The following is a 23,092-nucleotide window of genomic DNA, read 5'->3' on the forward strand; positions in this document are numbered from 1 at the left end:
TACGTGGACCGACTGACGTGATCGACTGCATCAATTCTGCTTAGCAGCCGGATTCCTGTCGCAGCAGGACCGGATGCGTGGCTGCGAACGTGTTTGTGGTCACATCGCGATGCGCACGGTACGGATTCTGATACCGCCCTTTGGCGCAGGCTGCCAGCCTGCTGTCGACCGCGCATGGGCGGAATCAAGAGGGCTTGCGATGGACAGCGACAACCGCCGTGGCCGGCACGCGCTGCTGGGAATGGATCACTTCGCGTTGGTGGCGTTGACCCTGTTGCTGGGGGGCAGCGTGATCGCCCTGGTCGGCCAGTACACCGCCGCCCAGGCCGGCCCGGCCATCGTACTGAGTCTGCTGCTGGCCGCACTGGGCACAGCGCCGATGCTGTATTGCCTGCACGAGCTGAACCAGCAGCACCCGGAAGCCGATGGCCTGTACGGCCCGCTGCGGGCCGCCTGGGGCACGGCAGTCGCGCGCCTGCTGGGTGCTGTGCTGCTGCTGGAGCTGGTGGTGACCAGCGCCGGCGTGGCGCAGTCCATGGCGGGCCACGCGCGCGCGGTGTTTGCCAGTCGCGGTATTGAAACCGGTAGCGCATTGCCGGATCCGGTGATGGCCGTCACCAGCCTGCTGGTGCTGGGTGCGTTCGTGTTGCTGCCTCCGCGTCGCATCGCGCTGATGGTCTGCGTGCTGTTGACGGTGAAGATCGGTGTTGGGCTGTTGCTGCTGGCGCTGGCGGTCCGCCACGTGCACTACGCGAACTGGATCCCGTGGCTGCCGGACGCCACCGCGCCCTATCGGTTCGGCCCCGGCGGGGTGCTGGCGGCAAGCGTGCCCTTGCTGGCGGTGTTTGCAAGTGTGGGTCTGGCATTGGGGTTTCCTGGGCGTGGCCCGCAGGTGCGTGCGCGGTCACCAGGGCTGCTGGCGGCCGCGCTGCTGCTGGCAATGCTGCTGCTGATCGTGCTGGCGGCGTTGCAGGCCGGCCTGGTCGAGTTCCCGGCATTGGCCGGTACGCGGCCGTTGTCGGTGGCATTGCAGGGCCATCCGCAGTTGCAGTGGCTGCTGCCGTTGCTGCCGCTGGCGGGCATGGCTGGGCTGGCAGCACTGCTGCTGGTGCTGTTGTCGTTGGCCACACAGCTGGCAGCGCAGCTCTGGCCTGTGGCCGTGGATGAAGCGCCCGGGTTCCGGACACGGCTGATACCGGTCACCGTGGTGCTGGCGGCGCTGCTGGCGTTGGGAACGCCCGTCGATGCATTGCCGGTGCTGCCAGGTCCGGCAACCCTGCTGGTGATGGCGGCTTTGTGCCTGGCAGTACTGCGTGTGCGCGCGCCGATGCCGGGTGCTGCGATGGTGCTTGCGCCGCTGGCCGCGGCGCTGTGCGTGCTGGCCGCAGTGGAGCGGGCAGGCGCGTGGCCGGGCTGACGGCCGGCGGATCTGCGCCATGTATGGGTGGGGCCGTACGCGCTGCCCACAAAAAAGCCACCCTCCCGGGTGGCTTCTTCGTTGCCGGCAGGGCGACGACTCAGTGCGTGGTCGTCGACGGGTTGCCCGCGTCCTGGGTCAGCAGGCGGTTCACGTCCTGCAGCTCGGCCACGTCCAGCGCACCCAGCGACTGGCTCAGCAGCAGGCGGTTCTGCAGGAAGGTGTAGCGGGCCTGTGCATAATCCAGCTGCGCCGAGAACAGGATGCGCTGGTTCTGGATCACGTCCAGCACGGTACGGGTACCGACTTCCAGGCCGACCTGCGACGCGTCATACGCGCTCTGCGCCGAGACCACCGCCAGGCGGCGGGCTTCCACTTCGCTGATGCCCTGCACCAGAGTCTGGTAGGCATTGCGGGTGTTGCGGTCCAGGGCACGCTTCTGCTGCTCGTAGCCATCCTGGGCGATGTCACGCTGGGCCAGTGCCTGGCGCACGCCGGACTGGGTGGCGCCACCGGCGAAGATCGGCACGCTCAGGGTCAGCCCGATGCTGTTGGTGCGTGCATCCGGCGACAACGAGCCGGCACCGGTGCTGTCACCCCAGGTTGCGCTCTTGCCCCAGCTGCCGCCCAGCGACAGGGTCGGGTAATGGCCGCCACGAGCGGCCTGCACGCCAGCCTCGGCGGCGCTGACCTTCAGTTCCTGGGCCTTCAGCGCCGGATTCTGGTTGGTGGCCTGGTGCACCAGCTCATCGATGTTGCCACGGTTGGCCGGCACTTCCGGGCGGAAGTCCGCCGGCAGGCCGCGCAGGTTGACCACCGGCTGGCCGGTCAGTTCGGTCAGGGCCTGGTAGTTATCGGCCAGGGTGTTCTGCGCAACGATGGTGTTGGCACGCGCCTGGTCGTACTGGGCGCGTGCTTCGTGCACGTCGGTGATCGGCGCCAGGCCCACTTCCAGGCGCTTGTCGGCGAAGTCGAACTGCTTCTTCGCGGCCGCTTCATTGGTCTGTGCGGCGTTCAGCGATTCGATCGCCACCAGCACGTTGAAGTAGGCCGCCGAGGTGCGCACGATCAGGCTGTCGTTGGCCGAATCGAGGGTGAAGTCCGCCGCCTTGCTCAGCTCGCGCTGCGAACGCAGGTTGTTGATCTGGGTCCAGTTGAACAGCGTCTGGCTCCCTTCGATCGTGTAGTTGCGGCGCTTGCTGGTCACGGTGCCGGTGTTGGCGTCATGGTCCGCCTCGCTGCGCGAGCGGTTCAGCGTGGCCTGGCCGTTGATCTGCGGCAGCAGGGCAGCGCGGGCCTGCACGGCGCCTTCCTTGTCGTACAGCCGGGTGGATTCGGCGGCGGACAGCTGCGGATCGCCATTGCGCGCCATTTCGTAGACCTGCAGCAGGTCGGCGGCATGGGCGGACAACGGCAGCAGGGCAGTGGCCAGCGCAACAGCGAGGGATCGGCGGATCATTGCGGCTTCCTTGGACTCAGAGGTGGAACTGGGGGGCCGGGGCGGCACCACGCAGGTAATCAATATCGGTCTCGAACAGGGACTCGGTGCTGCCGTCGGCCTTGACCAGCAGGGCCTCCATCGCCGGCGAACGGCCATGGATCACGAACAGGCGACCACCCGGACGCAGCCACGAGGCGAACTGTGACGGCACCACGTCGACCGCACCAGTGACACAGATCACGTCAAAGCGGCGTTCGGTCTGCCAGGACAGGGCGTCAGCCACTTCCACGCGGACGTTGGTGCCCAGGCCGGAAGCGTCCAGGCGGGCGCGCGCGGCGGCGGCCAGTTCCGGGTCGATCTCCAGGCTCAGCACGTCGCGCGCCAGCGCGCCGATGCAGGCTGCCAGGAAGCCGCTGCCGGTGCCGATTTCCAGCACTTCGTCACCCGGCTGCAGATCCAGTGCCTGCAGGGTACGGCCCTCGATGACCGGCTTCATCATCTTCTGGCCATGGCCGATCGGGAGTTCAACATCGGCATAGGCCAGTGCCCGGTGTGCATCGGCGACAAAGGCCTCGCGCGGCAGGCGGGCCAGGACGTCGAGCACCTTGATGTCCAGCACGTCCCAGGGACGGATCTGCTGTTCCACCATCAGTTCGCGGGCGTGGGCGTAATCAATCGTCATGAGGTTCAAATCCAGCGCAGTGGGCCGGCCATTTTACCGGTGCCGGAGGCCGGCGGCGCGCCCAGAGCATCAGCTGCCGGGTGGCCGGGGTCGCAGTGCCGGAAGTCATCGCGACCTCCGGTTCGTTCAGTTTTGGTTATCCGGCCGTCCCGGCCCCTCGCGGCGCGTAGGCGCGCAGGAAGAAGTCGATGCTGGCGGTCACATGGGCAAGAGGGTCGCACTCCACCGGTGACAGTGGCATGCCGCACATCATATGCATGTGCACTTCGCCCTTGACCAGGGTCAGGAACTGCTGGCCAGCCAGGTAATAGTCGGGGATGTCCAGTTCGCCGCGTTCGCCGCGCGCGCGCAGGAAATCGGCCAGGGCCTCGCAGGTACGTTCCGGGCCGGCCTGCCAGAACAGCTCGCGCAGGCGTTCGTCGGTCTCCGGCGCCATCATCATGCGCTGGATCGAGATCGCTGCGTCGGAGGTGATCAGCTCGAAGAAGGCCAGGCCGATGCCGATCAGCTGGTCGCGCAGGGGGCCGTCCGCGTCGGCCACGAACAGCGCATCAGGCAGCATTTCAATGCATTTTGACTGCACGGCCTCGGAGAACAGGGTCTCCTTGTCGCCGAAGTGGCTGTACACAGTCAGCTTCGAGACGCCGGCCTGAGCGGCGATGGTGTCCATGCTCACGCCGGTATAGCCCTGTTCGATGAACAGTGCCTTGGCTGCTTCAAGGATCGCCGCGCGCTTGCCGAGGTCCTTGGGGCGCCCGGGTCCGGCGGCCTTGGCAGCGGGCTTGGCCGACGGCTTGCGGGAAGTGTGAGAACTCATCACGACAATACTAGACCAAGCGGTTCGATATTTATACTATACCGGCCGGTTTATTAAATTGGGCCGGCAGTCGCGGCTCCCCCCTTAGTTGCAACCCTGCGTTTTCAGGACGTTGACCGATGAAGATCGTGCGCTGGATGGGCGGTATGGTGTGGGTGGCTGCGCTGGCAGCCTGTTCGGGACAGGAACAGGCGCCACAGGCGGCCGTACCGGTGCTGGTGGTTCACCCCGGCGAACAGGCCGGGCAGGCCCCGGCGGCGTTCCCGGGCACGGTGCGTGCCCGGCAGGAAAGCCCGCTGTCGTTCCGCGTCGGTGGCAACCTGGTCAAGCGCCATGTCGATGCCGGGCAGCGGGTCAAGAAGGGCGATGTGCTGGCCGAGCTGGACGTGGCCGACTTCGCGCTGCAGGCCCGCGCCTCGCAGGCGCAGCTGGCTGCGGCCGAAGCCGATCTGGTACGTGCCCGCGATGACCTCAAGCGTTACCAGGTGCTGGCCGACCAGCAACTGGTCAGCCGCTCGCAGCTGGACCAGCAGTCCGCCGCCTTCAAGGCCGCACAGGGCCAGGCCAACGCCGCCCGCGCCAACCTCGATGTGCTGCGCAACCAGGCCGATTACGCCCAACTGCGCGCACCGGCCGACGGCGTGATCGCCAGCCGCGAGGCCGAGGCCGGGCAGGTGGTGTCGGCCGGCCAGACCATCTTCAACCTGGCCGCCGATGGCGGGCGCGAAGTGCTGATCGACCTGCCCGAGGCCACCATCCGCGACTATGCAGTGGGCCAGCCGGTCGAGGTGGAACTGTGGAACCGTCCTGGCCAGCGCCTGCCGGGCACGATCCGCGAGATCGCCGCCGCCGCCGATCCGCAGGCACGTACCTACGCGACCCGGGTCAGCCTGGCCGCCGATGCGCTGGCCGATGTCGAACTGGGCCAGAGCGCACGCGTCTACAGCAGCGCCGGCCGCCACGGCACCCTGCAGCTGCCGCTGGGCGCGCTGCAGCGCGGTGCCAACGGTACCGCCAGCGTGTGGCTGGTCGACCCGGCCAACAGCACGCTGAAGGCTGCAGCGGTCACCACCGGTGCGTTTGGCAGCGAGACCGTGCCGGTGCTGTCCGGCGTGAGCGCAGGTGACTGGGTGGTTGCTGCTGGTGGCCATCTGCTGCGTGCCGGTCAGCCGGTGATCGCCGTGGACCGGCAGAACCGTCCGGTGCTGAAGCCGGCCGCGCCGGCCGCTGCCGCCAAGGCCAAGGAGTAAGCCGGTGCGCCGCTTCAATCTCTCCGAGTGGGCGCTGGCCAACCGACCCCTGGTGCTGTTCGCGATGCTGGCGTTCGCGCTGATCGGTGCGTGGTCGTACAAGCATCTGGGCCAGTCCGAAGATCCGCCGTTCACCTTCAAGGCGATGGTGGTGCGCACGCTGTGGCCGGGCGCTACCGCCGAACAGGTCTCGCGGCAGGTGACCGAGCCGCTCGAGAAGGCGCTGATGAATACCGGCGAGTACGAGTTCATCCGCTCGTATTCGCGGCCGGGCGAGTCGCAGATCATCTTCATGGCGCGCGACAGCCTGCGGTCCAAGCAGATCCCCGACCTCTGGTACCAGGTGCGCAAGCGTGTGGGGGACATCCGCCCGACACTGCCGCGTGAAATCGTCGGTCCGTTCTTCAACGACGAGTTCGGCGATACCTACGGCAACATCTATGCGTTGACCGGCAAGGGCTTCGACTACGCGGTGATGCGTGATTACGCCGACCGCATCCAGCTGGAGCTGCAGCGCGTGCCCGACGTCGGCAAGATCGACCTGGTCGGCCTGCAGGACGAGAAGGTGTGGATCGAGCTGTCCAACACCCGCCTGGCCACGCTGGGCGTGTCGATGCAGCAGGTTCAGCAGGCACTGGCCGACCAGAACGCGGTCACCGGCACCAGCTTCTTCGAGACCGCCACCGACCGCGTGCAGCTGCGCGTGACCGGCCAGTTCAACGACATCGACGCCATCCGCCAGTTCCCGATCCGTGCTGGCGACCGCACCGTGCACCTGGGCGACATCGCCGAGGTCAAGCGCGGCTTCGCCGACCCGGCGTCGCCGAAGATGCGCTTCATGGGCGAAGAGGCCATCGGCCTGGCGGTGGCGATGAAGGATGGCGGTGACATCCTCAAGCTCGGCGCCAACCTCGATGCAGAGTTCGAACGCCTGCAGAAGACCCTGCCGGCCGGCATGCAGCTTCGCAAGGTGTCCGATCAGCCGCAGTCGGTGGAGGAGTCGGTCGGCGAGTTCGTGCAGGTGCTGACCGAAGCCGTAGTGATCGTGTTGCTGGTCAGCTTCTTCTCGCTGGGCCTGCGCACCGGCCTGGTGGTAGGTGTGACCATCCCGCTGGTGCTGGCGATGACCTTCTTCGTCATGCACTACTTCGACATCGGCCTGCACAAGATCTCGCTGGGCGCGCTGGTGCTGGCGCTGGGCCTGCTGGTGGACGATGCGATCATCGCGGTGGAGATGATGGCCACCAAGATGGAGCAGGGCTACGACCGCCTGCGTGCGGCCAGTTTCGCCTGGGAGTCGACCGCGTTCCCGATGCTGACCGGTACGCTGATCACGGCGGCCGGCTTCCTGCCGATCGCCACGGCGGCATCGAGCACGGGTGAGTACACCCGCTCGCTGTTCCAGGTGGTGACTATCGCACTGGTGGTGTCGTGGATTGCCGCGGTGCTGTTCATCCCGTACCTGGGCGACAAGATGCTGCCGGACCTGTTCAATCCGCAGCCGCCGAAGCCGGGCAGCCTGTCCGCGCGCTGGCTGGCCAAGCGCCAGCAGTGGGCCGACCGCTATCCGGCGCTGGCCAACCTGATCGCGCCGCCGCAGCACGGGCACGACCATGATCCGTACCAGCGCCCGTTCTATCGCAGCTTCCGTCGCTTCCTCGATGGCTGCCTGCGCCACCGCTGGTGGGTGATCGCCGCGACCATCGCCCTGTTCGTGTTCTCGCTGATGATGTTCCGCTTCGTGCCGCAGCAGTTCTTCCCCGATTCGACCCGGCCGGAACTGATGGTGGACATCGAGCTGGCCGAGGGTGCGTCGTTGCGCTCGACCCAGGCCCAGGCCGAGAAGCTGGAGAAGCTGCTGTCCAACCGCGATGGCATCGCCAACTACGTGTCCTACGTGGGCACCGGTTCGCCGCGCTTCTACTTGCCGCTGGACCAGCAGCTGCCGGCCACCAACTTCGCCCAGTTCGTGGTGCTGGCCAAGGACATCAAGTCGCGCGAAAGCACCCGTGACTGGCTGCTGCATGAGGTGATCCCGAAGTTCCCGGACGTGCAGATGCGCGTCACCCGCCTGGAGAATGGTCCGCCGGTCGGTTACCCGGTGCAGATGCGCATCTCCGGCGAGCACATCGAGAAGGTGCAGGCGATCGCACGGCAGGTCGAGGCCAAGGTGCGTGAAAACCCGCACGTGATGAACGTCAACCTGGACTGGAGCGAGCCGAGCAAGGTGGTGCGGTTGGTGATCGACCAGGAGCGTGCGCGCGCGCTGGGTGTGAGCAGTGCCCAGGTCAGCCAGTTCCTGTCCAGCTCGCTGGCCGGGCAGTCGGTGAGCGTGTATCGCGAAGGCAACCGCCAGATCGAGATGCTGCTGCGCGGGCCGGCCGATGAACGCAACCAGCTGGAGCTGCTGTCCAGCCTGTCGATGCCGACCGCCAACGGCGGCAGCATCACGCTGTCGCAGGTGGCGACGATGGAGTACGGCTTCGAGGATGGCATCATCTGGCACCGTAACCGTCTGCCGACGGTGACCGTGCGCGCCGACATCAGTGATGGCATGCAGCCACTGGACGTGGTGCATCAGATCCTGCCGACGCTGGATGGCATCCGTGCCGAACTGCCGAATGGCTACCTGCTGGAAACCGGCGGTACCGTGGAGGATTCGGCACGTGGCCAGAACTCGATCAAGGCCGGCATGCCGCTGTTCCTGGTGGTGGTGGCCACGCTGCTGATGCTGCAGCTGCGCAGCTTCTCGCGTGCGGCGATGGTGCTGGTGACCGCGCCGCTGGGCATCATCGGTGCGACCCTGTTCCTGCTGCTGTTCCGCGCCCCGTTCGGCTTCGTGGCGCTGCTGGGCACGATCGCGCTGGCCGGCATGATCATGCGCAACTCGGTGATCCTGATCGACCAGATCCAGCAGGACATCGATGCCGGGCATGACCGCTGGCATTCGATCATCGATGCCACGGTGCGCCGCTTCCGCCCGATCGTGCTGACCGCGCTGGCGGCGGTGCTGGCGATGATTCCGCTCTCGCGCAGTGCGTTCTATGGCTCGATGGCGATCTCGATCATGGGCGGCCTGATCGTGGGCACCGTGCTGACCCTGGTGTTTCTGCCGGCGCTGTACGCCGCGTGGTTCCGGGTCAAGCCGGACGAATCCGGGGCGTAACGCCCCGGGTTCGGCGGCCACTGCCCTGGTAGGTGCCAACCTTGGTTGGCACTGATGCACGCATCTACGCATGGCGGGGATTTACCGCAGCGGGTCTTGGCCCTGGTAGGTGCCAACCTTGGTTGGCACTGATGCGCGCATCCACGCATGGCCTGGATCTACTGCAGCTGCAGGCCGTTCCGCAGCACCGGCAGCAGCCATTCGATGAACACCTGCACGCGTTGCGCGCGGTGCTGCCGATGCGGTTGCAATAGGGTCACCGGCAGCGGTTGCGCCACGTGCTGTGGCATCACTTCCACCAGCGCACCAGATTGCAGTTCGGCCTGCACGTCGTAGCGCGGAATCTGCAGCAGGCCGAGCCCCGCCACGCAGCACGCGATTGAGGCCTCGGCGCTGTTCACCCGCACCCAGCCGGGCATCGGCAGCGTGCGAAGCTGGCCACCGTCCTGCCATTCCCACGGTTCCACCCGTGCCGTGGTCGGCGATGCATAGTTCACCGCGCGGTGCTGCTGCAGGTCGGCAGGATGCCGCGGAACACCGTGCTCGCGCAGGTAGGCCGGCGCGGCGACGTTGACGAAGTCGAGCTGTCCCAGCATGCGGGCCACCAGGCTGGAGTCACCCAGCTGGCCGACCCGCAGCACCGCATCACAGCCGTCTTCGATCAGGTTCACCGCGCGGTCGGTCATGCCCAGGTCCACTTCAACCTGCGGATGGCGCGCGAAGAAGTCGGGCAGGGCCGGGGCGAGGATGCGGCGGCCGATCCGGCTAGGCACATCGATCTTCAGCAGGCCCACCGGCTGCGCATCGTCTTGCCGGAACAGCGATTCGGCGTCTTCAACTTCGGCGATCAGGCGCAGGCAGCGGGCATGGAACACGTCGCCGTCGTGGGTGGTGGAGACCCGCCGGGTCGAGCGCTGCAGCAGGCGGGTGCCGAGCCGCTGCTCCAGCTCGGCCACCGCCGCGGAAACGGTGGAGCGGGGCAGGCCGAGCTGGTCGGCGGCGCGGGTGAAGCTGGCGCATTCCACCACCCGGGTGAAGATGCGGAAGCGATCGATCCGGTCCATTGTTCGCCTATTCTGGAAAGTTAAGTCAATGTGGCGGGCTTTATCCGCATTTTCTGCACGATATCGTCGTCAGGGCAGGGTTGCCACCCCGGGCAGCCCCCTCCTGAGACAAACGCCATGACCGACCATTCCCTCAAGGGCAAGACCGTGCTGATCGCCGGTGGCGCCAAGAACCTGGGCGGCCTGCTGGCCCGCGACTTCGCCAGCCAGGGCGCCAAAGCCATCGTCATCCACTACAACAGCACCGCCACCCAGGCCGATGCAGAGGCGACCGTCGCGGCCGTGCAGGCCGCCGGCAGTACGGCCGTTGCCCTGCAGGGTGACCTGACGTCGGCGGCAGCGATGGAGCGCCTGTTCGCCGATGCCGTGGCAGCGGTCGGTCGCCCTGACATCGCGATCAACACGGTCGGCAAGGTACTGAAGAAGCCGTTGCTGGAAATCAGCGAAGCGGAGTACGACGAAATGAGTGCGGTCAACGCCAAGGCTGCCTTCTTCTTCCTGAAGGAGGCCGGCCGCCACGTCAATGACGGTGGCCGCATCTGCACCCTGGTCACCTCACTGCTGGGCGCCTTCACGCCGTTCTATTCCAGCTATGCCGGCACCAAGGCACCGGTCGAGCACTTCACCCGTGCGGCGTCGAAGGAGTTCGGTGAGCGCGGCATCTCGGTGACCGCGATCGGCCCCGGTCCGATGGACACGCCGTTCTTCTATCCGGCCGAGAGTGCCGACGCGCAGGCGTATCACAAGACCGCGGCGGCGCTGTCGGCATTCACCCGCACTGGCCTGACCGACATCGCCGACATCGTGCCGTGGATCCGCTTCCTCGTGACCGATGGCTGGTGGATGACTGGGCAGACCATCCTCGTCAATGGCGGTTACACCACCAAGTAACGCAGCCACGCAGGGCGTGGCTCTACTGCGGTGGTGGGTGCCAACCTTGGTTGGCACGGATGGCGCATCCACGCATGGCGTGGATCTACAGTAGAGCCACCCCATGGGTGGCTGCGCACAATGTCCAAAGGGAGGGGCGCCACGCATGGCGTGGCGCTATCGGATCAGTTGAGTTTGGCCAGCACCGCGTCGGTGGCGGCAGCGGTGCTGACGGCCTGGCCCTTGGCGGCAAGGTCGGCGGTGAACACACCATCATCCAGCACGGCGTGCACGGCGGCTTCCACCGCGGCGGCTTCCGCTTCCAGCCCCAACGAATGGCGCAGCAGCATCGCGGCGCTGAAGATCGTCGCGTACGGATTGGCGATGCCCTTGCCGGCGATGTCCGGGGCCGAACCATGGATCGGCTCGTAGATGCCGACCGCACCAGGTTCGCCGAGCGAGGCCGAGGGCAGCAGGCCCAGCGAGCCGGCCAGCATCGACGCCTCATCGGTGAGGATGTCGCCGAACATGTTCTCGGTGACGATCACGTCGTACTCGCGCGGCTTGGCCAGCAGGTGCATCGCCATCGAATCGACCAGCTGGTGCTCCAGCGCAACGTCCGGGAACTCCTCGCGGCCGATGCGCGCGGCCACGTCACGCCACAGGCGCGAGGTTTCCAGTACATTGGCCTTGTCCACCGAGGTGACCTTGCCGCGACGCTGTTGCGCCAGACGGAACGCACTGCGCAGCACGCGCTCGATCTCGGCCACGGTGTAGCGGCACAGATCGCTGGCGCTGTCGGCGTCGCGGGTCTTGTCGCCGAAATAGATGCCACCGGTCAGTTCACGCACCACCACGAAGTCCACCCCCTGCAGCAGCTCGGCCTTGATCGGCGAGGCGTGCAGGGCGGCTTCATGGGTACGCACCGGGCGCAGGTTGGCATACAGGCCCAGCGCCTTGCGGATCGCCAGCAGGCCCTGCTCCGGGCGCACCTTGGCATTCGGGTCGGACCACTTCGGGCCGCCGACTGCACCCAGCAGTACGGCGTTGGCGGCCTGGCAGGCGGTCAACGTAGAGGCGGGCAATGGCTCGCCATGGCGATCGATGGCGACGCCACCGATGTCGTGCTCGCTGAAGGTGAAGGTGTGGTTGAAGCGTTCGGCGACGGCCTTCAGGACGGCGACTGCCGCGGCGGCCACTTCCGGGCCAATGCCATCACCGGGCAGGACAACAATTTCAGCGTGCATGCTCACTCTCGTAGCGTTCGATTTCAGGGACACGGCCCAACAGATACCCCAACTGGTCGACACCTTCCAGCAGGCAGGTCTGCGAGAAGCCATCCAGCGGGAAGGAATAGACGCGACCATCTGGCGTGCGCAGTTCGCGCGCGGCCACGTCGATGGTCAGCTCGTCGTCCGGGCGCTGCATCAGCGCCTGCACATCGGCCTCGTCCAGCACGATCGGCAGCAGGCCGTTCTTCAGCGAGTTGCCGCGGAAGATGTCGGCGATCTCGCTGCTGACGATGGCACGCAGGCCGAGGTCGGTCAGCGCCCATGGTGCATGCTCGCGCGAGGAACCGCAGCCGAAGTTGCGGCCCGCCAGCAGGATGCTGCGGCCAGCGTTGTGTGGCTGGTTGAAGGCGAAGTCGGCCACCGGGGAACCGTCGGCCTGCCAGCGCCAGTCATTGAACGCGTTGCGGCCGAGGCCGGCACGTTCGGTGGTGGACAGGAACCGCGCCGGAATGATCTGGTCGGTGTCGATGTTGGTCTGCGCCAGCACCACGCTGGACGAGGTCAGGGTACGGAAACCGGCCATCACGCCACCTCCTGTACGAACAGCTCGCGGGTGTCGGCCACCTGGCCCTTCACCGCGGCCCACGCAGCGGTCATCGGCGAGGCCAGCAGGGTGCGCGAACCGGGGCCCTGGCGGCCCTCGAAATTGCGGTTGCTGGTGCTCACCGCCAGCTGGCCGGGAGCCACGAGATCGCCGTTCATGGCGATGCACATCGAGCAGCCCGGCTCGCGCCACTCGGCACCGGCCGCGCGCACGATCTCGTGGATGCCTTCGGCCTCGGCCTGGCGCTTGACGATTTCCGAGCCCGGCACCACCAGCATGCGTACGCCGTCGGCGACGTGGCGGCCACGCAGCACCTGCGCCACTTCGCGCATGTCGCTCAGGCGGCCATTGGTGCACGATCCGACGAACACCACGTCCACCGGCGTGCCCGCCAGCGCCTTTCCGGCCTGGAAGTGCATGTAGTCCAGGCCCTTCTGCGCGGCGGCATCGTTGGCGGCCGGAATCGGCGTGTCCACGGCGATGGCCGTGCCCGGGTGGGTGCCCCAGGTCAGGGTCGGGCGGATGTCGGCGGCGTCGATGCGCACTTCGCTGTCGAAGCGCGCGCCTTCGTCGCTGCGCAGCTGCTGCCAGCGCGCCACGGCAGCGTCGAAGTCGGCGCCCTTGGGGCCGCGCGGGGTGTTGGCCACGAAGTCGAAGGTGACCTGGTCGGGGGCGACCATGCCGGCACGCGCGCCTGCTTCGATCGACATGTTGCACAGGGTCATGCGCTGTTCCATGTCCATCGCTTCGATGGTGCTGCCACGGAACTCGATGACGTGGCCGGTGCCACCGTTGACGCCGATCACGCCGATGATGTGCAGGACCACGTCCTTGGCACCGACGCCGGGCGCCAGCGGGCCGTCGACGGTGATCGCGAAGGTCTTCGCCTTGCGCTGCAGCAGGCACTGGGTGGCCAGCACGTGGCCGACTTCGCTGGTGCCGATGCCGAACGCCAGCGAACCGAATGCACCGTGGGTGGAGGTGTGGCTGTCGCCGCAGACGATGGTCATGCCGGGCTGGGTGAAGCCCTGTTCCGGGGCGATGACGTGGACGATGCCGCGGTTGTCCGAGGCCATGTCGAACAGTTCGATGCCGTACTCGGCGCAGTTGCGCGCCAGGGTGGCGACCTGCGCTTCGGAGGCGGCGCTGGCATAGGGCAGCGTGCCGTCGGCACCGGCCGGCAGGGTCGGGGTGGAGTGGTCCATCGTCGCTTTGGTGCGATCCGGGCGGCGCGGCGCCAGGCCACGCGAACGCAGCTCGGTGAAGGCCTGCGGCGAGGTGACCTCGTGGATCAGGTGCAGATCGATGAACAGCACGGCAGGGGCGCTGTCGGATTCGGGAACCACCACGTGGGCGTCCCACAGTTTGTCGTACAGGGTGCGGGGTGCGGAAGTCATGCGTATGCCTGGCAGAAGTACGAGAGAGCGAACATCAATAAAGAAAGCGGAACGGTCAAGTCAGCGGCGGCGGGCGAGCACGCGCAGGCGCACGTAGTCGGCCAGCGGCTCACCCGCGGCATTGCGCGGCAGCCCGGCCAGCAACGCGGTGGCCGCCTCGCGCACGGTGGCGCGCGCCTCGGCCGACAGGTCGTCCAGCAGCGGTGCGGCGAATACCCGCAGCCAGCCGGCCACGCCGGTCGGCAGTGCGGTCGGTCGCGGCGTGCACTCGATCAGCTGCACCTGGAAGCCATGCTGGCGCAGGCGGTCGGCGTAGGCATCGGCAGTGGGGAAGTACCACTGGAATGCGCTGGCGCCGTGGCCATGGGCCACGCGCGCGGCCTGGACCGCCGCGATGATCGTGGCCACGTTGCCATGGCCGCCGAACTCGGCAACGAAGCGGCCACCGGGGCGCAGGGCGCGGCGCACACCTTCCAGCACCCGGTCGGGGTTGCTCATCCAATGCAGCGCTGCGTTGCTGAATACCGCATCGAACTCACTGTCGAACGACAGCGCGTGGCCATCCATCACCTGCGCATCGACGCCGCGCGCACGCGCGGCGATCACCAGCTCCGGCGAGGCATCCACGCCGTGGATGTGCGCGCCGCTGAGCGCTAGCTCAGTGCTGAGCACGCCATCGCCACAGCCCAGGTCGAGGATGCGTTCACCGGCGCGCGGGTCGAGCAGGCGCGATACCGCGCCGCCGAGCAGTGGCACGAAGCCGGCGTCGATCGCATAATCCTGGGCGTTCCACTGCTGGCCAGCGGCGCTGGTCGGGGTGGGGGTGTCGAAGGCGCTCATGGCGGGGTCCTCAGGCGGTGGCGGGGGTGGCAACGTCGGTGTTGCTGTGGGCGGCAGCCTGGCGCTGGCGCAGCAGGCGGTTGGCCACATCCAGCCAGGCCAGCGCAGAGGCTTCGATGATGTCCTTGCTGGTGCCGGTGCCGTCGTACTCCACGCCCTCGTGGCGCACGCTCAGATTGGCTTCGCCGCGCGCATCGGCGCCGATGCCGACGCTGTGCACGTGGTAGCTGTCCAGCATCAGCTGCACGCCGGTAGCGGCCGACAGCGCGCCGAACAGCGCATCGACCGGGCCATCGCCCTGCGCGGTCTCGGCCACGCGGTTGCCGTCCGGGTCGGACAGTTCCACCAGCGCATTGGCGCGGCTGCCGACGTCGCTGATGGTCATCGACGCCAGGCGATAGCCCTGCGCGTTGGAGCCACCCTGCATCAGCGTCTGCAGGTCGGCATCGGTGACCACGCGCTGCTGTTCGCACAGGCCCTTGAACTGCTCGAACACCAGCTTCAGTTCGTCTTCGTCCAGCCAGAAGCCCAACGCACGCAGGCGCGCTTCGACGGCGGCGCGGCCACTGTGGCGGCCCAGCACCATCTGCGAATCCTCCCAGCCCACGTCTTCCGGACGCATGATTTCGTAGGTGCCGCGGTGGCGCAGCATGCCGTGCTGGTGGATGCCCGATTCGTGGGCGAAGGCATTGGCACCGACGATGGCCTTGTTGCGCTGTACCGGCATGCCGACCAGACGCTGCAGCAGCTGCGAGGTGCCGACGATGCGCGGGGTGTTGATCGAACTGTCCTGTTCGTAGAAGGCCTGGCGCACCTTCAGCACCATCGCGATCTCTTCCAGCGAGCAGTTGCCGGCGCGCTCGCCGATGCCGTTGATGGTGCACTCGACCTGGCGCGCGCCGCCTTCGATGGCGGCCAGGGAGTTGGCCACGGCCAGGCCCAGATCGTTGTGGCAGTGCGCGCTGAAGATCACGTTGGCCGCGTTTGGCACATCGGCCACGCCGGCAATCACTTGCTGGAACATCGCGCGGATCTCTTCCGGCGTGGTGAAGCCGACGGTGTCGGGCAGGTTGATGGTGGTGGCGCCGGCAGCAATGGCCACGCGCGCGACTTCGATCAGGTAGTCCAGCTCGGTGCGGGTGGCATCCTCGGCCGAGAATTCGACATCGTCGATATAGGAGCGGGCCAGCGATACGTGCTTGCGTACCGACTCCAGTACCTGCTCGCGGGTCATCCGCAGCTTGTGCTCGCGGTGCAGCGGGCTGGTCGACAGGAACACGTGCAGGCGCGGGTTGGCAGCGGCCTCCAGCGCACGTGCGGAGGTTTCGATGTCGGCCTGCAGGCAGCGCGACAGCACCGCCAGGGTCAGGCTCGGGCGGCGCAGTTCGCGGCCGATCAGTGCCATCGCCTCACGGTCGGACTGCGAGCTGGCCGGGAAGCCGGTCTCGATGATGTCCACGCCCAGTTCGTCCAGCGCACGCGCCATCACCAGCTTCTGCGGCGGGCTCATGCTGCAGCCGGGGGACTGCTCGCCGTCACGCAGGGTGGTGTCGAAGATGCGGATGCGCGGGGTGGTAATTCGTTCGATGGTGGTCACAGGGAAATCTCCTCGACAGCGGGTGCGACGGCTTGCAGGGGGGAAGGGGAAGAGGTGGGGGAGGCGATGGCGCTGGCCTTGGCGGGCGAGCGCGGTGTTTCGCTGCGCCGTCGCCGTGGTTTGCGTGGCGGGCGCGGGCGGATGTCGGTGAGCAGGCCGGCCAGGACGCCGGCATCGATGTTGCCGCCGGAGACCACCGCACACTTGCGGCGGCCGGCGACGCGGCGGCCGGCGGCCAGCGCCAGCGCACCGGCGCCCTCGGCGATGATGTGTTCTTCCAGTGCCAGGCGGACCAGAGTTTCGCGCAGTTCGGCTTCGCGCACGATCACCACATCGTCCAGCAGCGAGGTGCACAGGCGGCGGGTCAGGAAGCCGGGAATCTTCACCCGCACGCCGTCGGCCAGCGAAGCAACGGGGGCGATCTCGCGCACGTCACCGCGGATCGCGCGTGCCATCGAATCGACACCCTCCACCTGCGCGCCCACCACGCGGACGCCCTGCGATTTCAGCGCCAACGCAACGCCGGAGGCCAGGCCGCCGCCGCCGATCGGTACGATCACTACATCCGGCGCGTGCGCGGCCAGCTCGATGCCGACCGTGCCCTGGCCGGCGATCACATCGGCATCGTCGAACGCGGACAGGAAGCGGTAGCCGTGGCGTTGTGCCAGTTCGACCGCGAAGGCGTAGGCCTCGTCATAGCTGGTGCCGTGCTGGCGCACGGTCGCGCCCCAGTGGGCGACGCCGGCGATCTTGGTGGCGGGCGCGCCATGCGGCATCACGGTGATGGCCGGCACGTCCAGGCGGTAGGCCGCCCACGCCACGCCCTGGGCATGGTTGCCGGCCGAGGCGCAGATCACTGGCCGGGTATCGCCGCGCTCGCGGCCGGCCAGCAGCGCATTCAATGCGCCGCGTACCTTGTAGGAACCGGTGCGCTGCAGGTTCTCCAGCTTCAGCCAGGTACCGAAGCGTTCGGCATGGTGCAGCGGGGTGGGCGGCAGGAAGCGGCGCAGACGAGCCTGCGCCGCCAGTACGTCGGCGACGCTTACGTCGCCGACATCGCTTTCCTGGCTGGTGTCAGCGGCCGGCATGGGCCACCAGCGCAGTGCAGAAGACCGCCGCATGCGGGCGCGGGCGGCGAAGAAGACGCCTCCGTACCGGCACCGTGGTCGCTACGGTACGGGTGTTCATACGGATGCTCCTTCCACGGCGGTGACCTGCACGGACACACAGTCGTAGATCTTCTCGATCTGCCGGCACAGCGTTTCCGCCGGACGCTGGCCATCCACCACCAGCTGCAGGTGCCAGCGGCCATCGTCGGCGGCCACCGGCGCACCACTGATCGCACGCGGCGCGAAGCCACGGCGTTCGGCCATGCCGATCACGCGCAGCAGCGCGCCTTCGGCCGGGTGCAGCACCAGGTCAAGCCGGTATTGCATTGGGGGTCTCCTGGCGGGCGTGGGCGGGATTGCTTTCCAGCATCGTGCTGTTGGCGGTGTTCGGCGGCACCAGTGGCCACACGTTGGCGCGTGCATCGATGGCCACGTGCAGCAGCGCCGGGCCTGGTTCGGCCAGCAGTGCGGCCAGGCCGCCTTCCACGTCGTCGCGGTTGTCGATGCGGGTGGCGGCGATGCCGAACACCTGCGCCAGTGCCACGAAGTCCGGGTTGTCGGACAGGTCGATCTCGCTGTAACGCTCGGCGAAGAACAGCTCCTGCCACTGCCGCACCATGCCCAGCGAACTGTTGTCCAGCAGCACGATCTTCACCGGCAGGCGGCAACGCGCGATGGTCGCCAGCTCCTGCACGTTCATCATGAAGCTGCCGTCGCCGGACACCAGCACCACGGTGCGATCGGGGCAGGCGAACTGCGCACCCATCGCTGCCGGCAGGCCGAAGCCCATGGTGCCCAGCGCGCCACTGGTCAGGTGGTTGCGCGGGTGGTTGAAGCGGCAGTGCTGCGCCACCCACATCTGGTGCTGGCCGACATCGCAGGCGATCACCGCATCGGCCGGTGCCAGTTCGCTCAGGCGCTTCAGCAGCGCCGGGGCGTAGATGTGCTGGCCCGGTGCGTCGTAGCGCGCTGCGAAACGATCGCGATGCTGTGCACAGCGCCTGCGCCATGCGTCCTGGTGGGCCTTGGGGGAGGGGAAGGCCGCACGCAGGGCACGGATGGCATGGCCGACATTGCCAGGCACAGCGACATCGGCGCTGCGCAGCTTGGAGATCTCGTAGGCGTCGGCATCGATGTGGACGACACGGGCGAACGGTGCGAACTCGGCCAGCTTGCCGGTGGCGCGGTCGTCGAAGCGAGCACCCAGCACCAGCAGCAGGTCGCTTTCCTGCACCGCCATGTTGGCCGCGCGGGTACCGTGCATGCCCAGCATGCCCAGCGACTGCGGGTGGTTAGCCGGTAGCGCGCCCAGCCCACGCAGGGTCATCACCGTGGGGATGGCACTGGCCTCGACGAAGTCGCGCAGGTCCTGCACCGCGTCGCCCAGCGCGACGCCACCACCGGCGTAGACCACCGGCTTTTCGGCGGCTGCCAGTGCGGCGATGGCCTCGGCGATGGCCGCTTCGGCCGGCGCAGGCGGCGGCTCGATGCTGCTCGGCACGTGCGCTGGCAGATGACTGGCATCGGCCAGCTGCACGTCCTTGGGCAGGTCGATCAGCACCGGGCCGGGCCGGCCTTCGCGGGCGATGCGGAACGCATCGGCGACCACGCGCGGCAGGTCATCGACGCTGCGCACCAGCCAGCTGTGCTTGACGATCGGCATCGTCAGGCCGAACACATCCAGTTCCTGGAAGGCGTCGGTGCCCAGCAGCGGCGTGCCGACCTGACCGGTGATGCAGACCATCGGTACCGAATCCAGCATCGCATCGGCAATGCCGGTGACCAGGTTGGAGGCGCCCGGGCCGGAGGTGGCCACGCAGACACCCACCTGGTTGCTGGCGCGGGCAAAACCGTTGGCGGCCAGCGCCGCGCCCTGCTCATGGCGTACCAGGATGTGCTTCAGCGACGAATCCACCAGCGCGTCGTAGAACGGCATGATGGTGCCGCCGGGATAGCCGAACAGCGTGCGGACGCCTTCGGCCTCCAGCGCCTGGGTCAGCCAGCGCGCGCCGTTGGGCGGCGCGCTGCGATGTGTCGAAGAGTTCATGGGGGAACCTTGCAAAGCGGGTGGGGGAGGGCCGCGCGGTTACGCGGCCTGTCCTTGCAACCAGACCATCTTGGCGCGCAGTTCCTTGCCTACCTTCTCGATCGGGTGCTCCAGGTCGGCCTGCTTGAACCTGTTGTAGTTCGGCAGGCCCGCTTCGTACTCGGCCACCCAGTTCTTGGTGAAGGTGCCGTCCTGGATGTCCTTCAGCACTTCCTTCATGCGCGCCTTGGTGCCGGCGTCGATCACCCGCGGGCCGCTGACGTAGTCGCCGTACTGCGCGGTCTCGGAGATGAACTCCAGCATGCGCGAGATGCCGCCTTCGTAGAACAGGTCCACGATCAGCTTCAGTTCGTGCAGCACTTCGTAATAGGCGATCTCCGGCTGGTAACCGGCTTCGACCAGGGTTTCGAAACCGGCCTGCACCAGCGCCGAGGCACCGCCGCACAGCACCGCCTGCTCGCCGAACAGATCGGTCTCGGTCTCTTCCTTGAAGGTGGTCTGGATCAGGTTGGCGCGAGCGCCGCCGAGGCCGGCCGCATAGGCCTGCGCGTGCTGCGCAGCCTTGCCGCTGACATCCTGGTAGACCGCCCAGATGCACGGTACGCCGCGCCCGATCTCGTACTCACGACGCACCAGCGCACCCGGGCCCTTCGGCGCAACCAGCACCACGTCCAGGTCGGCGCGCGGCTCGATCATGCCGTAGTGCACGTTCAGGCCATGCGCGAACAGCAGGCAGGCGCCCTGCTTCATGTTCGGCGCCAGCACGTCGTTGTAGAGCTTCTTCTGCACCATGTCCGGGGTCAGCACGGCGACCAGGTCGGCGTCTTTCACCGCTTCAGCGGGCGCGATCACGGTGAAGCCATCGGCCTGCGCCTTGGCTTCGGTCGGGCCACCCGGACGCAGGCCTACCACCACGTCGAAGCCGGATTCGCGCAGGTTCAGTGCGTGGGCGCGGCCCTGGCTGCCGTAGCCGATGACGGCGATCTTGGTCTGGGGCAGGTCGTTGGTGCTCATGGGGGAGGTTCCTTGCGGTGGGAAGAAAAAAGAACGGCCGGTCGTCGAGGTGACGTGCCGGCCGGTCAGGGGAAAGCGGTGGAGGAGGCGCCGCGCATCGCACAGGCACAGCCACCACGAGGCGTCGTGGTGGTGTGGGTCCGGGTTTTGCGTTGGGCGTTGTGCATGGTGGTTGCGTCTGAAACCAGGTCCTGAAATGAAAAAACCCGCACCGGGGCGGGTGCGGGTTTTTGAAGAGTTCCGGTGTGTTTGTTGCTTACACGCTGGCTCGTCCCGCACCTGTTGGTTGGGTAATAAGTACGAGCACAAGAATCGAACGCAGCGAGGCGGCGCCGGTGTCGGCGGCTTCGATGTGGGTTCGCGGTGGCGTGTTGTGATGCAACATGTGATCGAGAGGAACACAACCGTTTCGGCGATGTCAACCCTCGTGACGGATTTTTTATCGGTTTCCGGTGCATCCAGCGCAATCGCTTGCGGCACAAGGATGGTTGCCGCTGAAAGTGTTTCGGTGAACCCGAATTCACTCCTTTCAGGGCAGTTTTTGCGCGGAATCCGGCGGATTTTCGCCTTGGTGGGGGCGGACCTTCCGCACCCACCCCAGGATCAACGTCCATGACCTCTGCCCGATACCGCATGCAGGCCGCAGCGGCGAAGATCGAGGGACCACCCTTCCATCGGAACCCGACCGTGTCCCGACGCCTTGCCCGTTCCCTGCTGGCCGCTGCTCTGCTGGCCGCTGTGCCCGCACTGTCTTCCGCCGCCGACCGCATCACCGGCCACACCTTTGCCACCCGTTCGGAGGTGATCGCCCCGCATGCGATGGCCGCCACCTCGCAGCCGCTGGCCACCCAGATCGCGCTGGACGTGATGAAGGGCGGTGGCTCGGCGGTGGACGCGGCGATTGCCGCCAACGCCGCGCTCGGCCTGATGGAGCCCACCGGCAACGGCATCGGGGGCGACCTGTTCGCCATCGTGTGGGACCCGAAGACGCAGAAGCTCTACGGCTACAACGGCTCGGGCCGCTCGCCGAAGTCGCTCACCCTGGCCGAGTTCCAGCGCCGTGGCCTGAAGGACATCCCGGCCACCGGTCCACTGCCGGTGTCGGTACCGGGCGCTGTCGACGGCTGGTTCGCACTGCACGACCGCTTCGGCCGCAAGCCGATGGCGGACAACCTGGCACCGGCCATCCGTTACGCCCGCGAGGGTCACCCGGTGGCCGAAGTGATCGCCTACTACTGGGACCGCTCGGTGCCCAAGCTGTCGCAGTACCCGGGCTTCAAGGAACAGTTCACGATCAACGGCCATGCCCCGCGCAAGGGCGAGATGTGGAAGAACCCGAATCTGGCCAGCACGCTGCAGAAAATCGCCGACGGCGGTCGTGATGCCTTCTACAAGGGCGATATCGCCCGCACCATCGGCGACTACTTCAAGGCCAACGGCGGCTTCCTGAGCTACCAGGACATGGCCGACCACCACGGTGAGTGGGTCGAACCGGTCAGCAGCAACTACCGTGGCTACGACGTGTGGGAGCTGCCGCCGAACAGCCAGGGCATCGCCGCGCTGCAGATCCTCAACGTGCTGGAAGGCTACGACTTCTCCAAGATTCCGTTCGGTTCACCGGAGCATGTGCACCTGTTCGTTGAAGCGAAGAAGCTGGCCTTCGCCGATCGCGCGCGCTTCTATGCCGACATGGCGTTCCAGCCGGCGCCGGTGCAGAAGCTGATTTCCAAGGACTACGCCGCACAGCGCCGCGCGCTGATCTCGATGGACAAGGCGCTGAAGGAAGTGCAGCCGGGCACGCCGAAGCAGCTGGAGGAGGGCGACACCATCTACATGACCGTGGCCGACGCCGACGGCATGATGGTCTCGCTGATCCAGTCCAACTACCGCGGCATGGGCAGCGGCATGGCGCCGCCGGGGCTGGGCTTCATCCTGCAGGACCGTGGCGAGATGTTCGTGCTGCAGAAGAACCATCCCAACGGCTACGCGCCGGGCAAGCGTCCCTTCCAGACCATCATCCCGGGGTTCATCACCAAGGGCGGCAAGCCGTATGCCAGCTTCGGCGTGATGGGTGGCGCTATGCAGCCGCAGGGCCACGCGCAGATCGTGATGAACCTGGTGGATTTCGGCATGAACCTGCAGGAAGCCGGTGATGCACCGCGCATTCAGCACGAGGGCTCGACTGAACCGACAGGTCAGGCCACGGCGATGACCGACGGTGGTGAAGTGAATCTGGAAACCGGGTTCCCGTATGAAACGGTGCGTGCGTTGATGCGCAAGGGGCATCGCATCGTATTCGCCGATGGTCCGTATGGCGGGTACCAGGCGATCATGCGTGATCCCGAGACCGGGGTTTACTACGGTGCGTCGGAGAGCCGCAAGGATGGGCAGGCGGCGGGGTATTGAGGTTTCCCGGCCACCGGGCGGAGCCCCCTCTGCGGTGATGGTTCAGCGATGCTTTGCTTGGCCGGGCGGGTGGGCTGGTCGGGGGACGCCGTGAATCCGTCCCTGGAGGCTTGGCCGCGGCATCCATGCCGCGGACACC

The 23,092-nt window shown here is 67.3% G+C and carries 18 protein-coding genes; 5 read left to right on the forward strand and 13 right to left on the reverse strand.

All coding sequences use genetic code 11. The annotated features are described in order from the left end of the window. Positions 1–199: 199 nt before the first annotated feature. On the forward strand, positions 200–1,417 hold the full coding sequence (locus R1L06_RS16300) for an APC family permease (protein ID WP_317218218.1): 1,218 nt from the start codon (positions 200–202) through the stop codon (positions 1,415–1,417). Positions 1,418–1,517: 100 nt separating this feature from the next. Here R1L06_RS16300 and R1L06_RS16305 read toward each other — a convergent pair whose 3' ends face one another. The 3 genes from R1L06_RS16305 to R1L06_RS16315 all read right to left on the reverse strand — a co-directional run bounded on the left by R1L06_RS16305 (position 1,518) and on the right by R1L06_RS16315 (position 4,357). After that, the gene (locus R1L06_RS16305) at positions 1,518–2,876 is read right to left on the reverse strand and encodes a TolC family outer membrane protein (RefSeq protein WP_317218219.1); all 1,359 of its coding nucleotides are present in this window, start codon (positions 2,874–2,876) and stop codon (positions 1,518–1,520) included. 16 nt (positions 2,877–2,892) lie between these two features. Next, complete coding sequence (locus R1L06_RS16310; RefSeq protein WP_049398378.1) at positions 2,893–3,540, reverse strand: protein-L-isoaspartate O-methyltransferase family protein; 648 nt, start codon at positions 3,538–3,540, stop codon at positions 2,893–2,895. Positions 3,541–3,676: 136 nt separating this feature from the next. Continuing rightward, positions 3,677–4,357: a TetR/AcrR family transcriptional regulator gene (locus tag R1L06_RS16315; RefSeq protein ID WP_071228145.1), complete on the reverse strand. Its 681-nt coding sequence runs from the start codon at positions 4,355–4,357 to the stop codon at positions 3,677–3,679. A 119-nt stretch (positions 4,358–4,476) separates the two neighbouring features. Between R1L06_RS16315 and R1L06_RS16320 the strand changes: the two genes are divergently transcribed. Beyond that, positions 4,477–5,607 (forward strand): efflux RND transporter periplasmic adaptor subunit, encoded by a 1,131-nt coding sequence (locus R1L06_RS16320; RefSeq protein ID WP_032129094.1) that lies wholly within the window; start codon positions 4,477–4,479, stop codon positions 5,605–5,607. Between the two features lie 4 nt (positions 5,608–5,611). Next, the gene (locus R1L06_RS16325) at positions 5,612–8,773 is read left to right on the forward strand and encodes an efflux RND transporter permease subunit (RefSeq protein ID WP_100437662.1); all 3,162 of its coding nucleotides are present in this window, start codon (positions 5,612–5,614) and stop codon (positions 8,771–8,773) included. Positions 8,774–8,931: 158 nt separating this feature from the next. Here R1L06_RS16325 and R1L06_RS16330 read toward each other — a convergent pair whose 3' ends face one another. Then, positions 8,932–9,837: a LysR family transcriptional regulator gene (locus tag R1L06_RS16330; protein WP_317218220.1), complete on the reverse strand. Its 906-nt coding sequence runs from the start codon at positions 9,835–9,837 to the stop codon at positions 8,932–8,934. 117 nt (positions 9,838–9,954) lie between these two features. Here R1L06_RS16330 and R1L06_RS16335 point away from each other — a divergent pair, with 117 nt between their 5' ends. Continuing rightward, positions 9,955–10,728, forward strand: a complete 774-nt coding sequence (locus R1L06_RS16335) for an SDR family oxidoreductase (RefSeq protein WP_317218221.1) — start codon at positions 9,955–9,957, stop codon at positions 10,726–10,728. Positions 10,729–10,892: 164 nt separating this feature from the next. On the opposite strand, the gene leuB is transcribed toward R1L06_RS16335, so the two are convergent. The 9 genes from leuB to ilvC all read right to left on the reverse strand — a co-directional run bounded on the left by leuB (position 10,893) and on the right by ilvC (position 20,547). Then, on the reverse strand, positions 10,893–11,954 hold the full coding sequence (gene leuB / locus R1L06_RS16340; RefSeq protein ID WP_180838222.1) for a 3-isopropylmalate dehydrogenase: 1,062 nt from the start codon (positions 11,952–11,954) through the stop codon (positions 10,893–10,895). Further along, positions 11,944–12,522, reverse strand: a complete 579-nt coding sequence (leuD, locus tag R1L06_RS16345) for a 3-isopropylmalate dehydratase small subunit (RefSeq protein WP_006390726.1) — start codon at positions 12,520–12,522, stop codon at positions 11,944–11,946. Before leuD ends, leuB begins: the two co-directional genes overlap by 11 nt. Then, entirely contained in the window at positions 12,522–13,940 is a 1,419-nt protein-coding gene (leuC, locus tag R1L06_RS16350) for a 3-isopropylmalate dehydratase large subunit (protein ID WP_317218222.1), read from the reverse strand. Before leuC ends, leuD begins: the two co-directional genes overlap by 1 nt. A gap of 60 nt (positions 13,941–14,000) precedes the next feature. Then, a complete protein-coding gene (locus R1L06_RS16355) occupies positions 14,001–14,780 on the reverse strand; it encodes a class I SAM-dependent methyltransferase (RefSeq protein ID WP_317218223.1) in 780 nt (259 codons plus the stop codon). Between the two features lie 10 nt (positions 14,781–14,790). Continuing rightward, on the reverse strand, positions 14,791–16,377 hold the full coding sequence (locus R1L06_RS16360; RefSeq protein ID WP_032130450.1) for a 2-isopropylmalate synthase: 1,587 nt from the start codon (positions 16,375–16,377) through the stop codon (positions 14,791–14,793). After that, on the reverse strand, positions 16,374–17,465 hold the full coding sequence (locus R1L06_RS16365; protein ID WP_032130451.1) for a threonine dehydratase: 1,092 nt from the start codon (positions 17,463–17,465) through the stop codon (positions 16,374–16,376). Before R1L06_RS16365 ends, R1L06_RS16360 begins: the two co-directional genes overlap by 4 nt. A gap of 96 nt (positions 17,466–17,561) precedes the next feature. Further along, a complete protein-coding gene (locus R1L06_RS16370) occupies positions 17,562–17,813 on the reverse strand; it encodes an ACT domain-containing protein (RefSeq protein ID WP_014038403.1) in 252 nt (83 codons plus the stop codon). Continuing rightward, positions 17,797–19,533: an acetolactate synthase 2 catalytic subunit gene (ilvG, locus tag R1L06_RS16375; RefSeq protein ID WP_317218224.1), complete on the reverse strand. Its 1,737-nt coding sequence runs from the start codon at positions 19,531–19,533 to the stop codon at positions 17,797–17,799. Before ilvG ends, R1L06_RS16370 begins: the two co-directional genes overlap by 17 nt. 39 nt (positions 19,534–19,572) lie before the next feature. Next, the gene (gene ilvC / locus R1L06_RS16380; protein WP_032130453.1) at positions 19,573–20,547 is read right to left on the reverse strand and encodes a ketol-acid reductoisomerase; all 975 of its coding nucleotides are present in this window, start codon (positions 20,545–20,547) and stop codon (positions 19,573–19,575) included. 612 nt (positions 20,548–21,159) lie between these two features. Here ilvC and ggt point away from each other — a divergent pair. Next, complete coding sequence (gene ggt, locus R1L06_RS16385; protein ID WP_317218226.1) at positions 21,160–22,953, forward strand: gamma-glutamyltransferase; 1,794 nt, start codon at positions 21,160–21,162, stop codon at positions 22,951–22,953. Positions 22,954–23,092: the final 139 nt, after the last annotated feature.

The sequence above is a fragment of the Stenotrophomonas mexicanensis genome (genome assembly GCF_032911605.1).
In the GTDB taxonomy this organism is placed as follows: Bacteria; Pseudomonadota; Gammaproteobacteria; order Xanthomonadales; family Xanthomonadaceae; genus Stenotrophomonas; species Stenotrophomonas maltophilia_A.

Coding starts and splice junctions, on each gene's coding strand:
- R1L06_RS16305 (WP_317218219.1), bottom strand. CDS start 2,876: ATGATCCGCCGATCCCTCGCTGTTGCGCTGGCCACTGCCCTGCTGCCG.
- leuB (WP_180838222.1), bottom strand. CDS start 11,954: ATGCACGCTGAAATTGTTGTCCTGCCCGGTGATGGCATTGGCCCGGAA.
- R1L06_RS16320 (WP_032129094.1), top strand. CDS start 4,477: ATGAAGATCGTGCGCTGGATGGGCGGTATGGTGTGGGTGGCTGCGCTG.
- R1L06_RS16365 (WP_032130451.1), bottom strand. CDS start 17,465: ATGCCGGCCGCTGACACCAGCCAGGAAAGCGATGTCGGCGACGTAAGC.
- leuD (WP_006390726.1), bottom strand. CDS start 12,522: ATGGCCGGTTTCCGTACCCTGACCTCGTCCAGCGTGGTGCTGGCGCAG.
- R1L06_RS16300 (WP_317218218.1), top strand. CDS start 200: ATGGACAGCGACAACCGCCGTGGCCGGCACGCGCTGCTGGGAATGGAT.
- R1L06_RS16355 (WP_317218223.1), bottom strand. CDS start 14,780: ATGAGCGCCTTCGACACCCCCACCCCGACCAGCGCCGCTGGCCAGCAG.
- R1L06_RS16330 (WP_317218220.1), bottom strand. CDS start 9,837: ATGGACCGGATCGATCGCTTCCGCATCTTCACCCGGGTGGTGGAATGC.
- ilvC (WP_032130453.1), bottom strand. CDS start 20,547: ATGAGCACCAACGACCTGCCCCAGACCAAGATCGCCGTCATCGGCTAC.
- R1L06_RS16310 (WP_049398378.1), bottom strand. CDS start 3,540: ATGACGATTGATTACGCCCACGCCCGCGAACTGATGGTGGAACAGCAG.
- ilvG (WP_317218224.1), bottom strand. CDS start 19,533: ATGAACTCTTCGACACATCGCAGCGCGCCGCCCAACGGCGCGCGCTGG.
- R1L06_RS16335 (WP_317218221.1), top strand. CDS start 9,955: ATGACCGACCATTCCCTCAAGGGCAAGACCGTGCTGATCGCCGGTGGC.
- R1L06_RS16315 (WP_071228145.1), bottom strand. CDS start 4,357: ATGAGTTCTCACACTTCCCGCAAGCCGTCGGCCAAGCCCGCTGCCAAG.
- ggt (WP_317218226.1), top strand. CDS start 21,160: ATGACCTCTGCCCGATACCGCATGCAGGCCGCAGCGGCGAAGATCGAG.
- leuC (WP_317218222.1), bottom strand. CDS start 13,940: ATGACTTCCGCACCCCGCACCCTGTACGACAAACTGTGGGACGCCCAC.
- R1L06_RS16370 (WP_014038403.1), bottom strand. CDS start 17,813: ATGCAATACCGGCTTGACCTGGTGCTGCACCCGGCCGAAGGCGCGCTG.